Source organism: Micromonospora sp. WMMD734 (assembly GCF_049178975.1).
Taxonomy (GTDB): Bacteria; Actinomycetota; Actinomycetes; order Mycobacteriales; family Micromonosporaceae; genus Micromonospora; species Micromonospora wenchangensis.
Genome location: NZ_JBMHMK010000001.1, coordinates 6,558,024 through 6,580,258 on the forward strand (window position 1 = coordinate 6,558,024; position 22,235 = coordinate 6,580,258).

General features: G+C 70.5%; 34 protein-coding genes. 31 read left to right on the forward strand and 3 right to left on the reverse strand.

The genetic code is table 11. The annotated features are described in order from the left end of the window. Positions 1-4 precede the first annotated feature (4 nt). From rpsS to truA, 28 genes are all read left to right on the forward strand, one after another. Positions 5-286: a 30S ribosomal protein S19 gene (rpsS, locus tag ACN267_RS28605; RefSeq protein ID WP_007073032.1), complete on the forward strand. Its 282-nt coding sequence runs from the start codon at positions 5-7 to the stop codon at positions 284-286. 40 nt (positions 287-326) lie between these two features. Further along, positions 327-785 carry a 50S ribosomal protein L22 gene (gene rplV, locus ACN267_RS28610; RefSeq protein WP_088647002.1) on the forward strand — a complete coding sequence of 153 codons (459 nt, stop codon included), beginning with the start codon at positions 327-329 and terminating at the stop codon, positions 783-785. After that, on the forward strand, positions 785-1,657 hold the full coding sequence (gene rpsC / locus ACN267_RS28615; RefSeq protein WP_088647001.1) for a 30S ribosomal protein S3: 873 nt from the start codon (positions 785-787) through the stop codon (positions 1,655-1,657). Before rplV ends, rpsC begins: the two co-directional genes overlap by 1 nt. Before the next feature lie 3 nt (positions 1,658-1,660). Then, entirely contained in the window at positions 1,661-2,086 is a 426-nt protein-coding gene (rplP, locus tag ACN267_RS28620) for a 50S ribosomal protein L16 (protein WP_088647000.1), read from the forward strand. Further along, entirely contained in the window at positions 2,086-2,322 is a 237-nt protein-coding gene (gene rpmC / locus ACN267_RS28625; protein WP_013288628.1) for a 50S ribosomal protein L29, read from the forward strand. Before rplP ends, rpmC begins: the two co-directional genes overlap by 1 nt. Further along, positions 2,319-2,600, forward strand: coding sequence for a 30S ribosomal protein S17 (gene rpsQ / locus ACN267_RS28630; protein ID WP_088646999.1), 282 nt, complete (start codon positions 2,319-2,321; stop codon positions 2,598-2,600). Before rpmC ends, rpsQ begins: the two co-directional genes overlap by 4 nt. Positions 2,601-2,700: 100 nt before the next feature. Beyond that, positions 2,701-3,069, forward strand: a complete 369-nt coding sequence (gene rplN / locus ACN267_RS28635) for a 50S ribosomal protein L14 (RefSeq protein ID WP_007073026.1) — start codon at positions 2,701-2,703, stop codon at positions 3,067-3,069. Beyond that, a complete protein-coding gene (gene rplX / locus ACN267_RS28640) occupies positions 3,066-3,386 on the forward strand; it encodes a 50S ribosomal protein L24 (RefSeq protein ID WP_194821781.1) in 321 nt (106 codons plus the stop codon). The genes rplN and rplX overlap by 4 nt, the downstream gene beginning before the upstream one ends. Then, on the forward strand, positions 3,386-3,955 hold the full coding sequence (rplE, locus tag ACN267_RS28645; protein ID WP_204957695.1) for a 50S ribosomal protein L5: 570 nt from the start codon (positions 3,386-3,388) through the stop codon (positions 3,953-3,955). Before rplX ends, rplE begins: the two co-directional genes overlap by 1 nt. 1 nt (position 3,956) lies before the next feature. Beyond that, complete coding sequence (locus ACN267_RS28650) at positions 3,957-4,142, forward strand: type Z 30S ribosomal protein S14 (RefSeq protein ID WP_007073023.1); 186 nt, start codon at positions 3,957-3,959, stop codon at positions 4,140-4,142. A gap of 96 nt (positions 4,143-4,238) precedes the next feature. Beyond that, entirely contained in the window at positions 4,239-4,646 is a 408-nt protein-coding gene (gene rpsH / locus ACN267_RS28655; RefSeq protein WP_067301438.1) for a 30S ribosomal protein S8, read from the forward strand. A gap of 16 nt (positions 4,647-4,662) precedes the next feature. Continuing rightward, positions 4,663-5,205, forward strand: coding sequence for a 50S ribosomal protein L6 (gene rplF / locus ACN267_RS28660; RefSeq protein ID WP_204957696.1), 543 nt, complete (start codon positions 4,663-4,665; stop codon positions 5,203-5,205). Continuing rightward, the gene (rplR, locus tag ACN267_RS28665) at positions 5,202-5,591 is read left to right on the forward strand and encodes a 50S ribosomal protein L18 (protein WP_110563093.1); all 390 of its coding nucleotides are present in this window, start codon (positions 5,202-5,204) and stop codon (positions 5,589-5,591) included. Before rplF ends, rplR begins: the two co-directional genes overlap by 4 nt. Positions 5,592-5,624: 33 nt before the next feature. Further along, on the forward strand, positions 5,625-6,239 hold the full coding sequence (gene rpsE, locus ACN267_RS28670) for a 30S ribosomal protein S5 (protein WP_088646996.1): 615 nt from the start codon (positions 5,625-5,627) through the stop codon (positions 6,237-6,239). After that, a complete protein-coding gene (gene rpmD, locus ACN267_RS28675) occupies positions 6,239-6,421 on the forward strand; it encodes a 50S ribosomal protein L30 (RefSeq protein WP_088646995.1) in 183 nt (60 codons plus the stop codon). Before rpsE ends, rpmD begins: the two co-directional genes overlap by 1 nt. Next, on the forward strand, positions 6,421-6,864 hold the full coding sequence (rplO, locus tag ACN267_RS28680; protein WP_088646994.1) for a 50S ribosomal protein L15: 444 nt from the start codon (positions 6,421-6,423) through the stop codon (positions 6,862-6,864). The genes rpmD and rplO overlap by 1 nt, the downstream gene beginning before the upstream one ends. 234 nt (positions 6,865-7,098) lie before the next feature. After that, on the forward strand, positions 7,099-8,427 hold the full coding sequence (gene secY / locus ACN267_RS28685; protein ID WP_145921749.1) for a preprotein translocase subunit SecY: 1,329 nt from the start codon (positions 7,099-7,101) through the stop codon (positions 8,425-8,427). Then, positions 8,428-9,081 carry an adenylate kinase gene (locus ACN267_RS28690; protein ID WP_421490055.1) on the forward strand — a complete coding sequence of 218 codons (654 nt, stop codon included), beginning with the start codon at positions 8,428-8,430 and terminating at the stop codon, positions 9,079-9,081. A gap of 95 nt (positions 9,082-9,176) precedes the next feature. Then, entirely contained in the window at positions 9,177-10,028 is an 852-nt protein-coding gene (gene map, locus ACN267_RS28695) for a type I methionyl aminopeptidase (RefSeq protein ID WP_204957698.1), read from the forward strand. A 537-nt stretch (positions 10,029-10,565) separates the two neighbouring features. Further along, a complete protein-coding gene (locus tag ACN267_RS28700; protein ID WP_239484968.1) occupies positions 10,566-11,168 on the forward strand; it encodes a DUF1707 SHOCT-like domain-containing protein in 603 nt (200 codons plus the stop codon). Positions 11,169-11,419: 251 nt separating this feature from the next. Beyond that, a complete protein-coding gene (gene infA / locus ACN267_RS28705; RefSeq protein WP_007073013.1) occupies positions 11,420-11,641 on the forward strand; it encodes a translation initiation factor IF-1 in 222 nt (73 codons plus the stop codon). 93 nt (positions 11,642-11,734) lie between these two features. Further along, positions 11,735-11,848, forward strand: a complete 114-nt coding sequence (rpmJ, locus tag ACN267_RS28710; RefSeq protein ID WP_012184307.1) for a 50S ribosomal protein L36 — start codon at positions 11,735-11,737, stop codon at positions 11,846-11,848. Positions 11,849-12,111: 263 nt separating this feature from the next. Then, positions 12,112-12,492 carry a 30S ribosomal protein S13 gene (gene rpsM, locus ACN267_RS28715; protein ID WP_088646990.1) on the forward strand — a complete coding sequence of 127 codons (381 nt, stop codon included), beginning with the start codon at positions 12,112-12,114 and terminating at the stop codon, positions 12,490-12,492. A 69-nt stretch (positions 12,493-12,561) separates the two neighbouring features. Next, positions 12,562-12,969: a 30S ribosomal protein S11 gene (rpsK, locus tag ACN267_RS28720; protein ID WP_030329919.1), complete on the forward strand. Its 408-nt coding sequence runs from the start codon at positions 12,562-12,564 to the stop codon at positions 12,967-12,969. Positions 12,970-12,983: 14 nt separating this feature from the next. Then, positions 12,984-13,610 carry a 30S ribosomal protein S4 gene (rpsD, locus tag ACN267_RS28725; RefSeq protein ID WP_067301470.1) on the forward strand — a complete coding sequence of 209 codons (627 nt, stop codon included), beginning with the start codon at positions 12,984-12,986 and terminating at the stop codon, positions 13,608-13,610. Positions 13,611-13,706: 96 nt separating this feature from the next. Further along, on the forward strand, positions 13,707-14,729 hold the full coding sequence (locus ACN267_RS28730; protein WP_007073009.1) for a DNA-directed RNA polymerase subunit alpha: 1,023 nt from the start codon (positions 13,707-13,709) through the stop codon (positions 14,727-14,729). Positions 14,730-14,763: 34 nt separating this feature from the next. Next, positions 14,764-15,333, forward strand: a complete 570-nt coding sequence (gene rplQ / locus ACN267_RS28735; protein ID WP_204957699.1) for a 50S ribosomal protein L17 — start codon at positions 14,764-14,766, stop codon at positions 15,331-15,333. Positions 15,334-15,406: 73 nt separating this feature from the next. Next, positions 15,407-16,237 (forward strand): tRNA pseudouridine(38-40) synthase TruA, encoded by an 831-nt coding sequence (gene truA / locus ACN267_RS28740; RefSeq protein ID WP_421490056.1) that lies wholly within the window; start codon positions 15,407-15,409, stop codon positions 16,235-16,237. Here the strand turns inward: truA and ACN267_RS28745 are convergent. After that, the gene (locus tag ACN267_RS28745; RefSeq protein WP_421490057.1) at positions 16,234-17,076 is read right to left on the reverse strand and encodes a TrmH family RNA methyltransferase; all 843 of its coding nucleotides are present in this window, start codon (positions 17,074-17,076) and stop codon (positions 16,234-16,236) included. The two genes, truA and ACN267_RS28745, sit on opposite strands and share 4 nt — an antisense overlap. Further along, on the reverse strand, positions 17,073-17,882 hold the full coding sequence (locus tag ACN267_RS28750) for a phytanoyl-CoA dioxygenase family protein (protein ID WP_204957702.1): 810 nt from the start codon (positions 17,880-17,882) through the stop codon (positions 17,073-17,075). Before ACN267_RS28750 ends, ACN267_RS28745 begins: the two co-directional genes overlap by 4 nt. Positions 17,883-18,036: 154 nt before the next feature. Here ACN267_RS28750 and ACN267_RS28755 point away from each other — a divergent pair, with 154 nt between their 5' ends. Next, on the forward strand, positions 18,037-18,531 hold the full coding sequence (locus ACN267_RS28755; protein WP_421490058.1) for a GyrI-like domain-containing protein: 495 nt from the start codon (positions 18,037-18,039) through the stop codon (positions 18,529-18,531). A 79-nt stretch (positions 18,532-18,610) separates the two neighbouring features. Here the strand turns inward: ACN267_RS28755 and ACN267_RS28760 are convergent, their stop codons facing one another. Next, complete coding sequence (locus ACN267_RS28760) at positions 18,611-19,714, reverse strand: hypothetical protein (RefSeq protein WP_281902756.1); 1,104 nt, start codon at positions 19,712-19,714, stop codon at positions 18,611-18,613. A 154-nt stretch (positions 19,715-19,868) separates the two neighbouring features. Between ACN267_RS28760 and ACN267_RS28765 the strand changes: the two genes are divergently transcribed. Further along, on the forward strand, positions 19,869-20,474 hold the full coding sequence (locus ACN267_RS28765; RefSeq protein ID WP_204957705.1) for a class I SAM-dependent methyltransferase: 606 nt from the start codon (positions 19,869-19,871) through the stop codon (positions 20,472-20,474). 41 nt (positions 20,475-20,515) lie between these two features. Beyond that, positions 20,516-22,195 (forward strand): ABC-F family ATP-binding cassette domain-containing protein, encoded by a 1,680-nt coding sequence (locus ACN267_RS28770; RefSeq protein ID WP_421490059.1) that lies wholly within the window; start codon positions 20,516-20,518, stop codon positions 22,193-22,195. The last annotated feature ends 40 nt before the right edge of the window (positions 22,196-22,235 follow it).

The following is a 22,235-nucleotide window of genomic DNA, read 5'->3' on the forward strand; positions in this document are numbered from 1 at the left end:
GAGCATGCCTCGCAGCCTGAAGAAGGGCCCGTTCGTCGACGACCACCTGCTCAAGAAGGTGGAGACGCAGAACGACAAGGGCTCGAAGAACGTCATCAAGACCTGGTCGCGCCGTTCGACGATCATCCCCGAGATGCTCGGGCACACGATCGCCGTGCACGACGGACGTAAGCACGTCCCGGTGTTCGTGACCGAGGCCATGGTCGGGCACAAGCTCGGCGAGTTCGCGCTGACCCGCACGTTCAAGGGTCACGAGAAGGACGACCGGAAGAGCCGCCGGCGCTGACGCCGCGGGCATACGGATAGAGGAACAAGGGGTTACAGCGATGCCAGGAAAGGGCGACGCTCCGGTGCTTCCGGGCGCGCGGGCGGTTGCGCGACACGTGCGCATCTCGCCGATGAAGGCGCGCCGGGTGGTCAACCTCGTCCGCGGCCTGCCCGCGAAGGAGGCGCTCACGGTGCTGCAGTTCGCGCCGCAGGCGGCGAGCGAGCAGGTGTACAAGGTGCTCGCGAGCGCGATCGCCAACGCGGAGAACAACGAGCGGCTGGACCCCGACGCGCTGCTCGTCAGCGAGGCGTTCGTCGACGAGGGCCCGACGATGAAGCGGTTCCGGCCGCGGGCGCAGGGCCGGGCGTACCGGATCCGCAAGCGCACCTGCCACATCACCGTGGCGGTCGAGGCGGTCGCGCCGGCCGCGCCGAAGAAGTCCGCGGCGAAGAAGGCGGCGCCGGCGCAGCAGGCCGAGCCCGCGGCGACCGAGAGCAAGACGGAGGGTGCCGAGTAATGGGTCAGAAGGTTCACCCCACTGGGTTCCGGCTCGGCATCTCGACCGACTGGAAGTCCCGCTGGTTCGCCGACAAGCTCTACAAGGACTACATCGGCGAGGACGTCAAGATCCGCCGGATGATGTCCAAGGGTCTTGAGCGGGCCGGCATCTCCAAGGTCGACATCGAGCGGACCCGGGACCGGGTCCGGGTCGACATCCACACCGCCCGGCCGGGCATCGTCATCGGCCGTAAGGGTGCGGAGGCCGACCGGATCCGCGGCGAGCTGGAGAAGCTCACCGGCAAGCAGGTGCAGCTGAACATCATCGAGGTCAAGAACCCCGAGTCGGACGCGCAGCTGGTCGCCCAGGGTGTCGCCGAGCAGCTCTCCAGCCGGGTCAGCTTCCGTCGGGCCATGCGCAAGTCGATGCAGTCGGCGATGAAGAACCCCGTCTGCAAGGGCATCCGGGTGCAGGTCTCGGGCCGTCTCGGCGGCGCCGAGATGAGCCGGACGGAGTTCTACCGCGAGGGTCGGGTTCCGCTGCACACGCTGCGGGCCAACATCGAGTACGGCTTCTTCGAGGCCCGTACCACCTTCGGCCGGATCGGCGTGAAGGTCTGGATCTACAAGGGCGACGCCGTGCCGGGCCGGGAGGCTCCGGCCGAGGCCGGTCCGTCCCGCCCGCGTCGTGGTGAGCGTGGCGACCGGCCCGAGCGGCCGCGTCGTGGCCGGTCGGGTTCGTCGGGTACGACCGCCGGCGGTACCGAGGCCGGCCGGGCTGCCGCGACCACCATCGCGCAGCAGGCCGAGACGCCGAGTGGCGAGCCGGTCGACAGCTCCGCTGTCGCCGCAGCCGCCACCCAGCCGGCAGAAACGCAGCAGGAGGGCTGACAGATGCTGATGCCGCGCAAGCCCCCGAAGGGCTTCCGCAAGCCGCACCACCCGGACCGCCACGGCGCGTCCAAGGGCGGTAACCGGGTGGTGTTCGGCGAGTTCGGAATCCAGGCTCTCGAGCCGGCGTACGTGACCAACCGGCAGATCGAGTCGGCACGTATCGCCATGACCCGGCACATCAAGCGTGGCGGCAAGGTGTGGATCACGGTCTTCCCGGACCAGGCCCTCACCAAGAAGCCGGCCGAGACCCGGATGGGTTCCGGCAAGGGCTCGCCCGAGTGGTGGGTCGCGAACGTCAAGCCGGGGCGGGTTCTCTTCGAGATGTCCTTCCCCAACGAGCAGATCGCGCGAGAGGCGATGCGTCGCGCGATCCACAAGCTCCCGATGAAGTGCCGCATTGTTACGCGCGAAGTGGGTGAATCCTGATGGCAGCGGGCGTCAAGCCCTCCGAGCTGCGTGAACTCTCCGAGGAGGAGCTGGTCACGAAGCTGCGCGAGGCCAAGGCGGAGCTGTTCAACCTCCGCGTGCAGGCCGCGACCGGTCAGCTGGACAACAACCGGCGGCTGCAGGTCATCCGTCGGGAGATCGCCCGGATCTACACGATCATGCGTGAGCGCGAGCTGGGTCTCTCGGCCGCGCCGACTGAGGTGACTGCATCATGAGTGAGACCGAGAACACCGCCACCACCGTGCGGGCCCGCCGTAAGGTCCGTGAGGGCCTGGTGGTCAGCGACAAGATGGACAAGACCGTCGTGGTCGAGGTCGAGGACCGGGTCAAGCACGCGCTGTACGGCAAGATCATGCGCCGTACCAGCAAGCTGAAGGTCCACGACGAGCAGAACGCTGCCGGCATCGGTGACCGGGTCCTGATCATGGAGACCCGGCCGCTGTCCGCCACCAAGCGTTGGCGGATCGTGGAGATCCTCGAGAAGGCCAAGTAGCGAAGGCTCGAGCTCGGCCGGTTTCGGTCGGGCGCAGGTTCCGCCAGGCTCCGGCCGTCCGCGAGGGCGGCCGGAGAACCGGCAGACATAGGAGATAGACGTGATTCAGCAGGAGTCGCGACTGCGCGTCGCCGACAACACGGGTGCCCGGGAGATCCTGTGCATCCGGGTTCTCGGTGGCTCCGGTCGGCGCTACGCGAGCATCGGCGACGTCATCGTGGCCACCGTCAAGGACGCGATCCCGGGTGCCGGTGTCAAGAAGGGCGACGTGGTCAAGGCCGTCGTCGTCCGCACCGCCAAGGAGAAGCGGCGGCCGGATGGCTCGTACATCCGTTTCGACGAGAACGCCGCCGTCATCATCAAGGACGGCGGGGACCCGCGCGGCACCCGTATCTTCGGCCCGGTGGGCCGCGAGCTGCGGGACAAGCGGTTCATGAAGATCATTTCCCTCGCGCCGGAGGTGTTGTGACCGTGAAGGTCAAGAAGGGCGACACGGTCATCGTCATCGCCGGCAAGGACAAGGGCGCCAAGGGCAAGGTCATCGCGGCCTACCCGCGGCAGGACAAGGTCCTCGTCGAAGGCGTGAACCGGGTCAAGAAGCACACCCGTGTCAGCACCACCCAGCGCGGCGCCAAGACCGGTGGCATCGTCACCCAGGAGGCCCCGATCCACGTCTCGAACGTGCAGGTCCTGGACTCCGACGGGAACCCGACCCGGGTCGGTTACCGGTTCGACGACAACGGCCAGAAGGTCCGCATCGCGCGTAGCACCGGTAAGGACCTGTGATGACCACGGCTACCGAAACCAAGACCCTGCCGCGCCTCAAGGAGCGGTACCGCAACGAGATCGTGGCCAAGCTGCAGGAGCAGCACAACTTCGGCAACCCCATGCAGGTGCCGCGGCTGGTCAAGATCGTCGTCAACATGGGCGTGGGCGAGGCTGCCCGCGACGCCAAGCTGATCGACGGCGCCGTCCGCGACCTGGCCACGATCACCGGCCAGAAGCCGCAGGTGCGTCGGGCCACCAAGTCGATCGCGCAGTTCAAGCTGCGTGAGGGCATGCCGATCGGCGCGAAGGTGACCCTGCGCGGCGACCGGATGTGGGAGTTCCTCGACCGGTTGCTGTCGATCGCGCTGCCGCGTATCCGTGACTTCCGCGGCCTGGACGGACGCAAGCTCGACGGGCACGGCAACTACACGTTCGGCCTGACCGAGCAGTCGGTGTTCCACGAGATCGACCAGGACCGGATCGATCGCCAGCGGGGCATGGACATCACGGTGGTCACGACCGCCACGACCGACGACGAGGGCCGGGCGCTGCTCAAGCTCCTGGGCTTCCCGTTCAAGGAGAACTGAGATGGCCAAGAAGGCGCTGATCCTCAAGGCCGCCGCGAAGCCGAAGTTCTCGGTTCGCGCGTACACCCGCTGCCAGCGGTGCGGGCGTCCGAAGGCGGTCTACCGCAAGTTCGGCCTCTGCCGGGTGTGCATCCGGGAGATGGCCCACCGCGGTGAGCTGCCCGGCGTGTCCAAGGCTTCCTGGTAATAGCCCGGCGCGCTCCGCGCGTCAGCTGAACTGTCTCTTCGCCGTAGGCCCCGGGCCGTGCCCGGGGAACCCCGGCGAGAAAGGTTGACGAATTTCATGACGATGACCGACCCGATCGCAGACATGCTCACGCGTCTGCGGAACGCCAACCAGGCGTACCACGACCGGGTGACGATGCCCTACTCGAAGATCAAGGCGAACATCGCCGAGGTCCTCAAGGCCGAGGGTTACATCGCCACCTGGTTGGTCGAGGAGCCCGAGGAGGGCGCCGTCGGCAAGCGACTGGTCGTCGAGCTGAAGTACGGCCAGAACCGGGAGCGGAGCCTGGCCGGCATCAAGCGCGTGTCCAAGCCCGGCCTCCGGGTGTACGCCAAGTCGGACGGGCTCCCGCGGGTGCTCGGCGGGCTGGGCGTGGCGATCATTTCGACGTCCCAGGGGCTGCTCACCGACCGGCAGGCCCGCAAGCGGAGCGTTGGCGGGGAAGTCCTCGCCTTCGTCTGGTAACGGGAGACAGGTAGAAATGTCGCGTATTGGACGTAAGTCGATCCCGGTGCCTTCCGGCGTCGACATCACGATCGAGGGCCAGACCGTCAAGGTCAAGGGCCCCAAGGGCGAGCTGGCGCACACGCTCGCCGAGCCGATCTCCGCGGAGCGGGGCGAGGACGGCCAGCTGCACGTCAACCGGCCGAACGACGAGCGCAAGGCCAAGGAGCTGCACGGCCTGAGCCGTACCCTGGTCGCCAACATGATCGTCGGGGTGACCGAGGGCTACCGCAAGAGCCTGGAGATCGCCGGCACGGGTTACCGGGTCACCGCCAAGGGCAAGGACCTGGAGTTCGCGCTCGGGTTCTCGCACCCGGTCGTGGTGCAGGCACCGGACGGCATCACCTTCACGGTGGAGCGGCCGACGCTGTTCCACGTGGCCGGCATCGACAAGCAGCAGGTCGGTGAGGTCGCCGCCAACATCCGGAAGATCCGCCCGCCGGAGCCCTACAAGGGCAAGGGTGTCAAGTACCAGGGCGAGGTCATCCGCCGCAAGGCCGGAAAGGCAGGTAAGAAGTGAGCGCCACGCTGCTCAAGCGCCGCCGCGGCGTCGCCGCCAAGCGCGCCGTCGGCCGTGCGCGTCGGCACTTCCGCGTCCGCAAGAACGTCAGCGGCACGGCCGAGCGTCCGCGCCTGGTCGTCACCCGTTCGCTGCGCCACATGGTCGCCCAGATCGTCGACGACACCAAGGGTCACACCCTGGCGTCGGCGTCGACCCTGGACGCCTCGCTGCGCGGCACGGAGGGCGACAAGAGCGCCCTCGCCGGCAAGGTGGGCGCCCTGCTCGCCGAGCGGGCCAAGGCCGCCGGCGTCTCCAAGGTCGTCTTCGACCGCGGTGGCAACCGGTACGCGGGGCGGGTCGCCGCGCTTGCCGATGCCGCCCGCGAAGCCGGGCTCGAGTTCTAGAAACCCCGTCACGAGAGATAAGGAAGGCTGCTGATGCCAGGTCAACAGCGCCGTGGCGGCGGGTCCGGTGGCAACGAGGGTGGTCGCCGCGACAACCGCCGTGAGGGCGGCCGCGGAAACGCGCCCGTCGAGAAGACCCCGCACCTCGAGCGGGTCGTCGCGATCAACCGCGTCGCCAAGGTCGTGAAGGGTGGTCGTCGCTTCAGCTTCACCGCCCTGGTGATCGTGGGCGACGGCGACGGCACGGTCGGCGTGGGCTACGGAAAGGCCAAGGAGGTGCCCGCGGCGATCGCCAAGGGCGTCGAGGAGGCCAAGAAGCACTTCTTCAAGGTGCCGCGGATCGGCCAGTCGATCCCGCACCCGATCCAGGGTGAGGCCGCGGCCGGTGTGGTGCTGCTCAAGCCGGCGTCCGCCGGTACGGGCGTCATCGCCGGTGGCCCGGTGCGTGCCGTGCTGGAGTGCGCGGGCATCCACGACGTGCTCTCCAAGAGCCTCGGCTCGTCCAACCCGATCAACATCGTGCACGCCACGGTGGCGGCGCTGAAGGGGCTCGAATCCCCGGAGGCCGTCGCGGCCCGTCGTGGCCTGCCGGTCGAGGACGTCGCGCCGGCCGCCATGCTGGCGTCGCGGGCGGGGGTGGCGTCCTGATGGCACGCCTGAAGGTCACCCAGATCCGGTCCGAGATCGGGCGGAAGCAGAACCAGCGGCACTCGCTGCGTTCGCTCGGCCTGAAGCGGATCAATGACGTGGTGGTCAAGGAGGACCGTCCCGAGATTCGGGGCATGATCTTCACGGTCAGCCACCTCGTGAAGGTCGAGGAGGTCGAGTAATGACGATCAAGGTTCACCATCTCCGTCCGGCCCCGGGCGCCAAGACCGCGAAGACCCGCGTGGGTCGCGGTGAGGGCTCCAAGGGCAAGACCGCCGGTCGCGGCACCAAGGGCTCCAAGGCCCGCAAGAACATCTCGGCGGCGTTCGAGGGTGGGCAGATGCCCATCCACATGCGCCTGCCGAAGATGAAGGGCTTCAAGAACAAGTTCAAGGTCGTCTTCCAGGTGGTCAACCTGGACCGGCTGGCCGAACTGTTCCCCAACGGCGGCCAGGTCGGCCCGCTGGAGCTGGTCGAGGCCGGCGCGGTCCGCAAGGGCCACCCGGTCAAGATCCTCGGCACCGGCGACCTCGGTGGCGTGACCCTCCAGGTGTCGGCGCAGGCGTTCAGCGCGTCGGCCAAGGAGAAGATCACCGCTGCCGGCGGCTCGGTCACCGAGCTGTAAGACAGGCAGACCATGGCGCCCGCTCAGTTCTTCGTGACTGGGCGGGCGCCCTGGTCTACCCGGAGCGTGTTCGCCGGGTAACATCGGATTCGGTTTATGTAGCCGGGCACACCTGCCCGGAGCGGGATCGGGCTGTTAGAGTCCCTTCCCAGCCATGGATATCGGGCACTCGCCCGGCACCCACCCCACCCGCCAGGGACCACCACCGGGCGGCCCGCGCGCAGGAGGAAGAAGTTGCTGTCCGCCTTTCTCAGTGCGTTCCGTACGCCTGACCTGCGCAAGAAGCTGCTGTTCACAGTAGGCATCATCGCGGTCTACCGGCTCGGCGCCACTCTGCCCAGCCCCGGCGTCTCGTACGGCAACGTGCAGAAGTGTCTCGACAGTCTGCAGGGCCAGAACACGGGCGTGCTCAACCTGCTCGACCTGTTCTCCGGCGGCGCGCTGTTGCAGCTCTCGGTCTTCGCGCTGGGCATCATGCCCTACATCACCGCGTCGATCATCCTGCAGCTGCTGACGGTGGTCATCCCCCGGCTGGAGCAGCTCCGCAAGGAGGGCCAGGCCGGCCAGGCGAAGATCACCCAGTACACCCGCTACCTGACCCTCGGCCTGGGCATCCTCCAGTCGTCGGCGTTCGTGGCGCTGGCCCGTTCCGGCCAGCTGTTCCAGAACCGCTGCGACCAGTTCCCGATCGTGCCCGAGGGCACCGGCATCCCGGACTGGCTGACCCTCGGCATCCTGGTCATGACGATGACCGCCGGCACCGGCATGGTGATGTGGCTCGGCGAGCTGATCACCGACCGGGGCGTCGGCAACGGCATGTCCGTCCTGATCTTCACCTCGATCGCGGCCCGGCTCCCCAGCGAGGGCTGGAAGATCAAGACCAACGAGGGCTGGGGCAAGTTCGCCCTGGTGCTCGCCCTGGTCCTGGTGGTCATCACCGCGGTCTGCTTCATCGAGCAGGCGCAGCGCCGGATCCCGGTGCAGTACGCCAAGCGGATGATCGGCCGGCGGATGTACGGCGGCACCTCCACCTACATCCCGCTGAAGGTGAACCAGGCCGGTGTCATCCCGGTCATCTTCGCCTCGTCGCTGCTCTACCTGCCGCAGCTGGCGCTCCAGTTCTTCGACCAGAACGACCCGGGCAAGACCCAGGCCTGGATCCAGAACAACATCGTGCAGGCCGACGCCCCGCTGCACATCGTGATCTACTTCCTGCTGATCATCTTCTTCACGTACTTCTACGTGTCGATCACGTTCAACCCGACCGAGGTCGCGGACAACATGAAGAAGTACGGCGGCTTCGTGCCGGGCATCCGCCCCGGCAAGCCGACCGCCGACTACCTCGACTTCATCCTCAGCCGGATCACCCTGCCGGGCGCGCTCTACCTGGGTATCGTGGCGGTCCTGCCGAACTTCTTCTTCATCTGGCTGAACAGCCAGCAGTTCCAGAACTTCCCGTTCGGCGGCACCGCTGTGCTCATCATGGTCGGCGTCGGTCTGGAGACCGTGAAGCAGATCGAGAGCCAACTCATGCAGCGGAACTACGAAGGGTTCCTGCGGTAGATGCGACTCGTTCTGGTTGGCCCGCCGGGCGCGGGCAAGGGCACACAGGCGGAGTTCATCGCCGCACACCTCTCGGTGCCGAAGATCTCGACCGGTGACATCTTCCGGGCCAACGTCTCCCAGGGGACGCCCCTGGGAGTCGAGGCGAGGCGGTACATGGACGCGGGCAAGCTGGTCCCGGACGAGGTGACCATCAACATGGTCCGGGACCGGCTTGCCGAGCCGGACGCCTCCGAGGGCTTCCTGCTCGACGGCTTCCCGCGCACCACGCCGCAGGCCGCCGCGTTGGACAAGCTCCTCGCCGACCTGGGCACCGCGTTGGATCTGGTGCTGGAGCTGGTCGTCGACGACGACGAGGTGATCCGGCGGCTCTCCGGCCGGCGTACCTGCCGGGGCTGCGGCAAGATCTGGCACGTCGAGTTCGACGCGACCACCAAGGACGGCATCTGCGACAGGTGCGGCGCCGAGCTGTTCCAACGCGACGACGACAAGCCGGAGACCATCGCCGCCCGGCTGCGGGAATACGCCGAGAAGACCGCGCCGCTCGTCGACTACTACGGCGCCCAGAACAAGCTGGTCGGGATCGACGCCACCGGCCCCGTGGAGGACGTCACCGTCCGCGCGATCGACGCGCTGCGCTCGTACGGCGGCTGACCTCCCGCCGGGGCCCGGCGGATAGAGTGCGAACAGCGGGGTACGCGACGTGCCCCGCTGTTTCGCTGTGCAAGGCAACGAAAGGTGACCGCTCCATGCGCCGTGCCCAGCTGGACATCCAGCTGAAGACCCCTGACCAGATCCAGAAGATGCGGGCCGCCGGCCTGGTGGTCGCCGAGGCCCTGCGCCGGATGAGCGCTGCGGTCGCCCCCGGGGTGAGTACGGCCGACCTCGACGCCATCGCCGAGGCGACCATCCGTGAGGCGGGCGCGATCCCGTCCTTCAAGGGCTACCACGGCTTCCCCGCCTCGATCTGCTCGTCGGTCAACGAGCAGGTGGTGCACGCGATCCCCGCCGCCGACCAGGTGCTCCGGGACGGCGACCTGATCTCCATCGACTGCGGTGCGGTGCTGGACGGCTGGCACGGCGACGCGGCGGTCACCGTCGGGGTCGGCGAGGTCGACCCGGCGCTGCTGAAGATGGCCTCGGTCGCCGAGGACGCCATGTGGGCCGGGATCGCCGCCGCCGCGCGGGGTGCCGCGAACGGCCGTGGCCGGCTCACCGACATCTCGCACGCCGTCGAGACCGCCGTCCGTAGGGGCGGCCGGTACGGCATCGTCGACGGTTACGGCGGCCACGGCATCGGCACCGAGATGCACCAGGACCCGCACGTGCTCAACCACGGGCGGCCCGGCAAGGGACCACGCCTGGTGCCGGGCATGGCGCTGGCGATCGAGCCGATGATCACCATGGGTTCCCCACGTACCGTGGAGTTGTCCGACGGGTGGACCGTGGTCACCCGGGACCGGTCGATGGCGGTGCACGTCGAGCACTCGATGGCACTGCTGGAGGACGGGGTCTGGGTACTGACCGCGTTCGACGGCGGGCGGGCGCGGCTCGGCGACCTGGTGACCGCCCGGCAGCCGGCCGACTCCCCGGCCACCTGACCCCGTCGCCGCAGCTTCCCCTCCCCACGCGGTTCCCGTCGCCTACGGGTCGGGAGCGTGTCCGGACGGGGCGTGGGGGTGTGCCTGGGCCGGTGGTGCGGGTCATCGCGGCCCCTTTCCCGGCGGAGCCGGTGCCAGGCTAGACGAGTACGGGTCCTTTCGACCTGATGACGTTGACGATTCGAGCGTCGTCCCGGGGAAGGACGTGAATCCGACCGTTGCCCGGGAGACGTACGTGAATCGCTGACGTCATCAGGTCGAAAGGACCCGAGGACAGATGTGGTGGGGGAGGGATGCCACCGGTGAGAGCGGGGTGGCTCGTCGGATGGGAGCCGGGGTCGGCATGATCCTCGCCCGCCGCCCGCCGCCCGCCGCCCGCCGCCCGCCGCCCGCCGCCCGCCGCCCGCCGCCCGCCGCCCGCCGCCCGCCGGGGGACGGGTGGTCGGGTGGTCGGGCAGCCGGCGCGGCAGCCCGCCGGGACACCGGGGGCGGTTGCAGGTTCGGCGGCGGTGGCCCCGTGGTGTCATGCTTGCCGACATGGAGGGGCGAGCCGGCGAGCAGGGGCGGGACCGGATGCGGGCGGCGGACGCCGACCGGGAGGCGACGGCGGAACGACTCCGGGTCGCCCTGGAAGAGGGCCGGCTGGACCTGCACGAGTACGACGAGCGGCTGCAACAGACGTACGGGGCGAAAACGTACGCGGAGCTGGATACCGTACTGGTTGACCTGCCGAGGCCGGCGTCCGCGCAGCGCTCCGCGCTGACCCCGCTCGGCCCGCAGCCGCCGCCGGTGTCCGGACCCGGGGCGTCGGTGCCCGGCGGGGAGGTGCCGCCGGGGCCGCCGGTGACCGGGGAAACCGCGGTCGGGAAGTCGGCGCCGACGGGTGCCGCCGCCGGCCGGTGGCCGGTGGCGGTGTGGGGGCCCTGGCTGCGGGTGGCGGCCCTGCTCACCGCGATCTGGGCGATCTCCTCGGTCGGCAGCCGGGAACTGCTGTTCTACTGGCCGGTCTGGGCGCTCGGCCCGTGGGGTGTCCTGCTGCTCTTCCGCACCACCGGTGGCTTCGCCGGTGCCGCTCCCGCGCGGGACCGCCGGCGGGCGGCCCGCGCCACCCGGCGACGCAGGCGCCGGCCCGACCGCTGACGGCCGGGTGTTGCGCGGGGTGGTGCCCGGTTTCGTCCGGGTGGGTGACACCACGGGTGGCCGGTTTGGCGACCGCCAGTGGGCGGGCGTACACTTTCAGATCGGCGCACAGCGTCCACTCCGGCATGCCCGCCACGCGCTTCGGTGGGAGCCCGGAGCCGCGGCTGGCGCGGGTCCCCGATGACCGTCGGATGGCCCGTGTAAGACGTTGTGGGTCGTCCGGAACAACCGACGTCAGGACAGCGGAGTACATGCCGAAAAAAGACGGAGCCATCGAGATCGAGGGTCGGGTCATCGAGCCTCTGCCGAACGCCATGTTCCGGGTGGAACTCGCGAACGGCCACAAGGTGCTGGCTCACATCAGCGGCAAGATGCGGCAGCACTACATCCGCATCCTGCCGGAGGACCGGGTCGTCGTCGAACTCTCGCCGTACGACCTGACCCGCGGGCGCATCGTCTACCGCTACAAGTAAAGCCTGACGGCGGCCGGGAAGTCCCCGTGTCCGTCTTCGACGTCCGGAGTCGTGGTCACCGCGTCGCCGGGCCGGATGGGAAGTAAGGCAACCGTGAAGGTCAAGCCGAGCGTCAAGAGGATCTGCAACAAGTGCCGGGTTATCCGCCGGCACGGCCGGGTCATGGTGATCTGCACCGACCCGCGCCACAAGCAGCGCCAGGGCTGATCCGAGCCCGCTCTCCGCATGACGGAGGGCGGTGGACCGGTCCGGGTCGCGCAGATCCGACGACAACACGTCACCAGCTCGTCCCAGCCGCGGAACGTACGCACGCGTACCTTCTCGTGGCCAACCCCCGGTCGGAGGCCGGGGCCCGCTCGGGCAGCGGCCGTCCGGTCGCCGGCGCACGACGCGCCGGAACCGGAACAGGTCGGTAGCGGGGTGGGACGGGTCCACACCTCCGCCACACATCACGAGGAGTACGCCCGCACATGGCACGTCTAGTCGGCGTGGATCTCCCCCGCGAGAAGCGGATGGAGATCGCGCTCACCTACATCTTCGGGGTCGGTCGCACCCGCGCCCAGGAGACGCTCGCCGCTACCGGCATCTCGCCGGACAAGCGCGCTCGGGACCTCACGGACGAGGAGCTCGTTCAGCTCCGCGACCACATCGAGGCGAACTACAAGGTTGAAGGCGACCTGCGCCGCGAGGTCGCCGCCGACATCCGCCGCAAGGTCGAGATCGGCTGCTACGCCGGTATCCGGCACCGCCGGGGCCTGCCCGTGCGCGGTCAGCGGACCCGCACCAACGCGCGGACCCGCAAGGGCCCGAAGCGGACCGTGGCCGGCAAGAAGAAGCCCGGCAAGAAGTAATTCCCACGCCGGCGCCCAGGCCAAGAGCCAGCAGCCGATCGAGAACCCATACAGGAGCGCAGAAGACTTATGCCACCGAAGGCTCGTGCCGGAGCCGCAGTCAAGAAGGTCCGGCGCAAGGAACGCAAGAACGTCGCCCACGGGCAGGCGCACATCAAGAGCACGTTCAACAACACCATCGTGTCCATCACGGACCCGACCGGTGCGGTCATCTCCTGGGCCTCCGCCGGCCAGGTGGGCTTCAAGGGCTCCCGCAAGTCGACCCCGTTCGCCGCGCAGCTGGCCGCCGAGGCCGCCGCGCGCCGGGCGATGGAGCACGGCATGCGCAAGGTCGACGTGTTCGTCAAGGGTCCCGGCTCCGGCCGGGAGACCGCCATCCGTTCGTTGCAGGCCGTCGGGCTGGAGGTCGGCCAGATCGCCGACGTCACCCCGCAGCCGCACAACGGGTGCCGTCCGCCGAAGCGTCGCCGGGTCTGAGAGGTTAGAGAGAGATGGCTCGTTACACCGGTGCTGACTGCCGCCGTTGCCGGCGGGAGAAGATGAAGCTGTTCCTCAAGGGCAGCAAGTGCGATGGCCCGAAGTGCCCGTTCGAGTCCCGGCCGTTCCCGCCCGGGCAGCACGGCCGTGGCCGCACGAAGGAGACGGAGTACCTGCTCCAGCTCCGCGAGAAGCAGAAGGCCCGTCGTGTCTACGGCGTGCTGGAGAAGCAGTTCCGCGGGTACTACGAGGAGGCCGTGGCCAAGCAGGCCAAGACCGGTGAGGTCCTCCTGCAGATCCTCGAGTCGCGGCTCGACAACGTGGTCTACCGGGCCGGGTACGCGCACTCCCGGGACATGGCCCGCCAGCTTGTCAAGCACGGTCACTTCACCGTGAACGGCAAGAAGGTCGACATCCCGTCGTACCGCGTCAAGGAGCACGACATCATCGAGGTCCGGGGCAAGAGCAAGGAGCTCACCCCGTTCATCGTGGCGCAGGCCCAGGCCGGCTCGAAGACCGTTCCGGCGTGGCTGGAGGCGATCCCGAGCCAGATGAAGGTCCTGGTGCACTCGCTCCCGGCCCGCCAGGTGATCGACACCCAGGTCCAGGAGCAGCTGATCGTCGAGCTCTACTCCAAGTAAGGGCTCGTTGCGGTGGCCCGTCCTGCGGGGCGGGCCACCGGAACAGTTTGTGTCGCGGACGTCATATAGCGGGCGTCCCGGAAGAGAAGAGAAGAAATGCTCATCAGCCAGCGACCGTCTCTCTCCGAAGAGTCGATCAACGAGACCCGCTCCCGGTTCACCATCGAGCCGCTGGAGCCCGGCTTCGGCTACACCCTGGGCAACTCGCTGCGGCGTACGCTGCTGTCGTCCATCCCGGGTGCCGCGGTCACCTCGATCAAGATCGACGGTGTGCTGCACGAGTTCACCACGATCCCCGGGGTCAAGGAGGACGTGGTCGAGCTCGTCATGAACATCAAGGAGCTCTGCGTCAGCTCCGAGCACGACGAGCCGGTCAGCATGTACCTGCGCAAGCAGGGGCCGGGCGACGTGACCGCCGGTGACATCCAGCCCCCGGCCGGTGTCTCGGTGCACAACCCCGACCTCAAGCTCGCCACCCTCAACGGCAAGGGCCGGCTCGACATGGAGCTGACCGTCGAGCGGGGTCGCGGCTACGTGACGGCGGCGCAGAACAAGCAGGCCGGTGCCGAGATCGGCCGGATCCCGGTCGACTCGATCTACTCGCCGGTGCTGAAGGTGACGTACCGCGTCGAGGCGACCCGTGTCGAGCAGCGGACCGACTTCGACCGGCTGATCATCGACGTCGAGACCAAGCCGTCGATGGGCCCGCGTACCGCGCTGGCCTCCGCCGGTTCGACGCTGGTGGAGCTGTTCGGGCTGGCCCGGGAGCTGGACGAGACCGCCGAGGGTATCGACATCGGGCCGTCCCCGCAGGACGCCCAGCTGGCGGCCGACCTCGCCCTGCCGATCGAGGAGCTGGACCTCACCGTCCGCTCCTACAACTGCCTCAAGCGCGAGGGCATCAACTCCGTTGGTGAGCTGATCGGGCGTACCGAGGCCGACCTCCTCGACATCCGCAACTTCGGTCAGAAGTCGATCGACGAGGTCAAGATGAAGCTCGCCGGGATGGGTCTGGGGCTGAAGGACTCGGCCCCGAACTTCGACCCGGCACACGTCGTGGACGCCTTCGGCGAGGCCGACTACGACACCGACGACTATCGCGAGACCGAGCAGCTCTAGTCCGCGCTGCCGCCACACCTGAGGAGCACCAAGCATGCCCACGCCCACCAAGGGCCCCCGCCTCGGCGGCAGCCCCGCGCACGAGCGGCTGATGCTGGCCAACCTGGCCACCGCGCTGTTCCAGCACGGCAAGATCCAGACCACCGAGACGAAGGCCCGGCGGCTGCGTCCGCTGGCCGAGCAGCTCATCACCAAGGCCAAGCGGGGCGACCTCGCCTCGCGGCGGCGGGTGCTGGGCGTCGTCAAGGACAAGGACGTGGTCTACTCCCTGTTCGACCAGATCGCGCCCCGGTACGCCAACCGCAACGGTGGCTACACCCGGATCGTGAAGACCGGCCCGCGCAAGGGTGACGCCGCTCCGATGGCGATCATCGAGCTGGTGGAGGAGCTTCAGGTCGCCGAGCCGAAGGCGAACAGGAAGACCGCCGCCCGCAAGGCCGCCCAGCAGGACAAGGTCGAGGCGCTCGCCCCGGCCGAGGAGACCCCGGCGGCCCCGGCCGACCAGGACTCCGAGGCGCCGGTCTCGGCGTCCGGTGACACCGCCGCCGCCCGCGAGGACAGCGACGAGGCTACCGAGACCGAGGCCACCGAGAAGAAGGCCTGAGCAACGGCAGCACCGTCGGGCCCGGCACCCCTTCCTGGGGTGCCGGGCCCGATGTCGTGAAGGAAGGTACGAGGTGGACGAGCGGATCCGGCTGCGGTTGCACGTCGCGTACGACGGCACCGACTTCTCCGGCTGGGCCGCCCAGCCGACCCGGCGCACGGTGGCCGGGGTGCTGGTCTCGACCCTGGACCTGGTGCTCGGAGCGGGCACCGTGACCGGCCTGACGGTGGCCGGGCGCACCGACGCCGGGGTGCACGCCACCGGGCAGGTCTGCCACCTCGATCTGCCCGCCGCCGTCTGGGCGGAGCACCGGGAACGGCTGCTGCGCCGATTGGCCCGGCTGCTCCCCGGTGACGTGCGGGTGCGGGCGATGACGGAGGTGCCCGCGGACTTCGACGCCCGCTTCTCGGCGACCTTCCGCCGCTACGAGTACCGGGTGACCGACGCCCCGTGGGGTGCCGAGCCGCTGCGGCGACGGGACACCCTCGCCTGGCCCCGGGCGTTGGACCCGGCTGCCCTGAACGTCGCGGCGGCCGGCCTGGTGGGGGAGCACGACTACGCAGCGTTCTGCCGGCGCAAGGAGAACGCCACCACGGTGCGCGAGGTGACCAGGCTGGACTGGCGGCGGGACGCCGAAGGGATCCTGGTCGCCACCGTGCAGGCCGACGCGTTCTGCCAGGCGATGGTGCGCAGCCTGGTGGGGGCGATGCTGACCGCCGGGGACGGCCGCCGGCCGGTCGACTGGCCGGCCGGGCTGCTCGTGCGGCGGGACCGCGCAAGCGAGGTGACGGTCGCCCCGGCGCACGGGTTGACCCTGGTGGCCGTCGGCTATCCGGACGACCCGGCCGACTACGCCGACCGCGCCGACCGGACCCGCCGCCTGCGGCTCCCGGTGGAGTCCTAGCCGGTCGGCTGGTGCTGCCGGCTGGCGGCGGCGCTGCGCTGGCGTGCCGACTCGTAGAGCACGACGGTCGCGGCGGCCGCCGCGTTCAGGGAGCTGGCGGCCCCGGACATCGGGATCCGGACGAGTTGGTCACAGGCTGCACGCCAGCCGACGCTGAGACCTGAGGTCTCGTTGCCGATCAGGATCAGCGTGGGCCGGGTGAAGTCGTATCCGGCGGCATCGACGGGGGCGTGCTCGTCGGCACCCACGATGCCGAGGCGGACACCACCGGCGTGCAGGTCGGCGACCCAGGACAGCACCGCCTGGTGTGCGGGTGCCCGGACCACGGGCAGCGCGAACAACGAGCCGGTGCTCGCCCGTACCGCCTTCGGGTCGTACACGTCGGCGGCGTGGCCGGTGACGATGACGCCGGACGCGCCGAAGGCGTCCGCGGACCGGATGAGCGTCCCGATGTTGCCGGGGCTGGTGGGCCTGTCGAACACGACGGTGAGCATGGTCGGCCCGACCGGGATGCGGCCCAGGTCGTCCTCCGGCAGGGCGACCACGGCCAGCAGTTCCGGCACCGTGTCCGTCTTGCCGCCCAGCTCGTGCATCAGGTCGGGGGCGACGGCGTACCGCTCGGCGCGGACGGTGTCCAGGGCTCTGCGGGCCCAGCCGGACAACTGGACGTCGGCGTCGTAGAGCAGCTCCCGGATCTGCCAGCCGTGTTCGACGGCCATCGCGATCGGGCGTACGCCCTGCACGAGGAACTCGCCGCGCCGCTGCCGCTTGGTCCGGTTGTGCAGCAGCGCCTCCCACTGCTGGAACCGCGCGTTGCGGCCACTGACCCGCCCGCTCACGACTGTTCCCGCCTCCCCGCTACCTCGGGATCGGGGGTCTCCTGCCCGAGTCCCCGGCGGATCGCGATCTCCACGGGCGAGTACGCGCCGTCGGCCCGTTCCAGTTCGTACGGTGCCGCCGGCAGCAGCGGCGGCTGGGCCATGAAGCGGGGCCGCGTCCCGTGGTGCGGCTGCGCCGCGTGCACCAGGAACGGATGGCAGAGGAAGACGTCACCCGGGGACCCGGTGGCCAGCGCGACCGGCCGGTGGTCCGACGCCGCCACCAGCTCGGGCGCGAGGTCCAGCCCGCTCGCCCCGTCCTCCCCGTACCGCTGGAGCACCTTCGGCACGTCGAGGTGCGAGCCGACCCTGATCCGGGTCGGGGCGTCCCCGGCACCGACCTCGCTGAACAGGAACAGCATCAGCAGGGCCCGACCCTGGGAGCGGATGTTCGTGAAGTACCAGCTCGCGCCCTCCGGCAGATAGCTGCCCTCGATGTGCCAGCCCGCGTCGTCCGGCTCGTCCGGGTGCGGGAAACGCAACGGGAAGGTGCCCAGTGAGTAGCGCGGCTCCCAGCGTCCCGCGCCGACGAGCAGGTCGTACGCGTGGTGCAGGTACGGGGAGTTGGGTGCGGCGGCGAACGGCCCCTGCGCCATGCCGGGCACCCAGTGCACGGGCTTCGTCCAGGTGGCCGGGTCGTCCGGGTCGCAGCCGGTCTCCCGCCACAGCAGCCGCGCGCAGTCCGCGGCCACCCGTGGCGCGACGGCTCCCGCCACCTTCACGAAGCCGTCGTGAAGGAACCGGGATACCAGTGTGGTGTCGTCCATGCGCCCATCGTGGGGCGGCACCGGGCCCGGTCGCCCGACACTTTCCGTTCCGCTTCGGTCGGGTGTGCCGCACCGGTGCCGGCCACGATACGAAGGGTCGGGTCGCCCGGTACGACGGCTCAGGTTCCGCCGCAGCGCCGAAGGGAACGAACGCATGGAAACCCGCATCGTCGGCCGTCCCGCATTCCGGCTCGTGGGGCACGCCACCCGGGTTCCCCTGATCCACCGGGGCGTCAACCCGTACATCCAGCGGCACGTCGCGGCGCTGCCGGCGCGGGAGCACCTGCGGCTGAAGGCGCTCGGCGACACCGAGCCGGCCGGCCTGCTCGCGGTCTGCGCCGACCTCGACGCGGACTTCGACGAGGGCAGCGAGTTGACGTACCTGCACGGGGTCGCCGTGTCACGGGGCACGCCGGTCCCGGCCGATCTGGACGTCATCGAGGTCCCGGCGGGCCGTTGGGTGGTCCTGCGGGTGGTGGGGCCGGATCCGCAGGTCCTGCAGGAGACCTGGGCCACCGCCGTGACGGGGTGGTTCCCCTTCAACCCGTGGCGGCTGCGGCCGGGGCCGGAGATCGTCGCGGTGTCCGCGGGGACGGACAACCCCGGCGGTACGGCCCGGGAGCTCTGGCTGCCCGTCGAGCCGGCGTAGCGACCGGTCCGCCGCCGCAGCCGGGTCGCCCGGCATGACGCGGGCCCGGCCGGAGTGGCCGGGCCCGCGTCGACGGTGGTCAGTCGCCTGGCAGTTCGTCGGTGTCCGGGTCGTCGCCGCGCGGGGTGGCGGTGGGTGTCCGGCTCGTCCCGGCGGACGGGGTCGCCGCGGGGCCGGTGGCCTTCGCGGTGGGCTGGTCCACACTGACGCCGGCGGCGCGGCGGTCCAGCACCCCCTTGTCCAGGTGCAGCTCGATCAGGTCGTAGATGATCTCGCGGACGGCGCGGTCACCGGCCGGGACGGCACCGGCGTCGTCCCGGGTGACCAGGCAGTAGGCGACGTAGTGGCCGCGTACCTGCCAGGCGACGCGGGCGGCGGCGGTGGCGACCGACTCGGTGTCGTCCCCGGCGGGCATCCCCCGGAACCGGCCGCGCCGGTCGTCGAGCAGCGGTCTGATCCGGTCCCGGACGCGTTGCGCGGTGGCCAGGTCGGTCAGGTTGAGCAGGCCGGCGGTGAGCAGGTGGTCGCCGTCGGGGGAGCGCAGGGTGGCCCGGACGACCTGGCTGCACCCGAGGGTGACCAGCAGGTCGGCGATCTCGCCGGTGGCGGCCACGGCGCAGTTCGCGCCGGACTGGGTCTTGAGCACCTGGTACTCGTGCCTGTCGACGCCGACGACCAGGGTCTTGTCGGGGAAGACCTCCTTGGTGGTCAGCGGCTGCCTGTCGACGTCCCGGGTGTCCAGGGGGCCGGCGGCGGTCGGGTCGGTCGGGGCGGTGCTCGCCGACGCCGTGGGTGCGGCCCCGGTCTGCCCCGGATCGTCGGTGGCGGAGCGGTCGATGAGCAGCAGGGCCCCGCCGATGCCGCAGAGGCCGAGCAGCATCAGCACCGCCGCCCCGCCGACGGCGATCTGCCAGAGCCGACCGCCCCGGGCGTCACCGGAGCGGCGGGACCGGGACCGCTGTGGCGTGGGCGTCGGGGCGGGCACCTGGACGGCGGAGCGGATCGGGACGGGATCGGCCTCCGGCGGTGCCGGCCGGCTGGTCCGGGGCAGGGAGGGTGCCGGGAAGCGGGACGGGGAGGGACCGGCCGGTGCGGTCGGGCCGGGTTGGAACAGCGGCAGGTCCGCCCCGGGCCGCGGGTTCTCCTCAAACGCGTCCTCAGCGGACTCGTACCGATATACCATGTCGCCCAGAGTAGGGTCCATTGCCCCTTTAGGGGATAAAATCAGGAAATACTGCGCGGCGCGTCGGATGCCCCAGGCCGTCCACCCCGGCGTACCGCCGGGCACACCGACCGCCGACGACGGGACCGGTACGGGCCGGTGGAACAATGCCCCGGTGACCGGCGACCACTACTTCACCCCGGAGCCCAGCGCCCCGGCCCAGCCCCGCGAGGTCGAGTTCCACGTCGCCGGGCGCGACTACACACTCGCCTCCGCAAGCGGGGTCTTCTCCGCCACCCGGCTCGACCCCGGCACCGCCGTCCTGCTGCGCAAGGCCGAGCTGCCGACCGCCGCCACCGGTGGCCACCTGCTCGACATCGGCTCCGGATTCGGTCCGATCAGCTGCGTGCTGGCCGACCTCGCGCCGACCGCCACCGTCTGGGCGGTCGACGTCAACGAGCGGGCCCGCGCGCTGACCGCCGCGAACGCCGTCCGCCTCGACGCCGCCGACCGGATCCACGCCGTCGCCCCGGACGAGGTGCCGACCGACGTCACCTTCACCCAGGTCTGGTCCAACCCGCCGATCCACATCGGCAAGCCCGAACTGCACGCCCTGCTGCGCCGCTGGCTGCCCCGGCTCGCCCCGGACGGCGTCGGCTGGCTGGTGGTGGCCCGGCACCTGGGCGGCGACTCGCTGCACCGCTGGCTGCTCGACGAGGGGTTCGCGGTGACCCGGCAGGCCAGCCAGAAGGGCTACCGGGTGCTGCGGGTCACCAGGTAATCCGGTGTCGCCCGCCCCCGCGCCTCGGGCAGGATGCCGGCGTGGGATACGTGGACGTGGCAGCGGTCGGGCACATCCTCCCGGACGGTCGGGAACTCTTCGCCGACGTGTCGTTCCGGGTCGGTGAGGGGGCCAAGGTCGCCCTGGTCGGGCCGAACGGCGCCGGCAAGACGACGCTGCTCCGGATGGTCGCCGGTGACCTGCCGGTGCGTACCGGCGCAATCGCCCGCTCCGGTGGGCTCGGCGTGATGCGGCAGTTCATCGGCATGATCGGCGACGAGTCGACGCTCGCCGACCTGGCCCTGTCGCTGGCCCCACCGGCGTTGCGCGCGGCCGGCCGCCGGCTCGCCGACACCGAACGGGCCATGCGCGACGCCGAGCTGCGCGGCAAGTACAGCACCGCCGCCGGCAAGGCCCAACTGGCGTACGCCGACGCGCTGGCCGCCTGGGGCGAGGCCGGCGGGTACGACGCCGAGGTGCTCTTCGACACCGTCACCACCACCGTGCTCGACCTGCCCTGGGACGCCTCCCGGGACCGGCCGGTGCGCACCCTGTCCGGCGGGCAGCAGAAGCGCTTCGCCCTGGAGCTGCTGCTGCGTGGCCCCGACGAGGTGCTGTTGCTCGACGAGCCGGACAACTTCCTCGACGTACCGGGCAAACGCTGGCTGGAGCAGCGGCTGCGCGAGTCCACCAAGTCGGTGCTGTACGTCTCGCACGACCGGGAACTGCTCGCGCACACCGCCGACCGGGTGGTCGCCGTCGAAGGGGGTAGCGCCTGGGTGCACCCGGGGGGCTTCGCCAGCTGGCACGAGGCCCGCACGGCCCGGCACGCCCGCCTCGACGAGCTGCGCCGCCGCTGGGACGAGGAGCACCAGAAGCTGCGTGAGCTGATGCTGATGTACAAGCAGAAGGCCGCGTACAACGACGGGCTCGCCTCCCGCTACCAGGCGGCACAGACCCGGCTGCGCAAGTTCGAGGAGGCCGGGCCGCCGCCCGTACCACCGAAGGACCAGGACATCCGGATGCGGCTGGCCGGCGGACGGACCGGCAAGCGCGCGGTGATCTGCGAGCAGCTGGAGCTGGACGGCCTGACCTACCCCTTCGACCTGGAGCTGTGGTACGGCGACCGGGTGGCGGTGCTCGGGGCCAACGGCACCGGCAAGTCGCACTTCCTGCGCCTGCTGGCCCGGGGCGGCACCGACCCCGACCCGGCCAACGGCCCGGTGGACGGGGCCGCCGCGCTGGCCCCGGTGGCGCACGGCGGGGTGGTCCGGCTGGGTGCGCGGGTGCGCCCGGGGCACTTCTCGCAGACCCACGACCGGCCGGAGCTGATGGCGAAGACCCTGGTCGAGGTGCTGTGGCGCGGTGACGAGCACCGGGACGGGATGGACCGGCACGCGGCGATGGCGGCGCTGAGCCGCTACGAGCTGGCCGCCCAGGGTGACCAACGCTTCGGCACCCTCTCCGGCGGCCAGCAGGCCCGGTTCCTGGTGCTGCTGCTGGAGCTGTCCGGGGCGACCCTGCTGCTGCTGGACGAGCCGACCGACAACCTCGACCTGGCCTCGGCGGAGGCGTTGGAGGCGGGAATGGCGGCGTTCGCCGGTACGGTCGTGGCGGTCACCCACGACCGCTGGTTCACCCGGTCGTTCGACAGGTTCGTGCTGTTCCGGGGCGACGGTGACGTGGTGGAGACCCCGGAGCCGGTCTGGGACGTGGGCTGAGCCGCCTACGCGGAACGTGAGGCGACGACCACGACCGGTC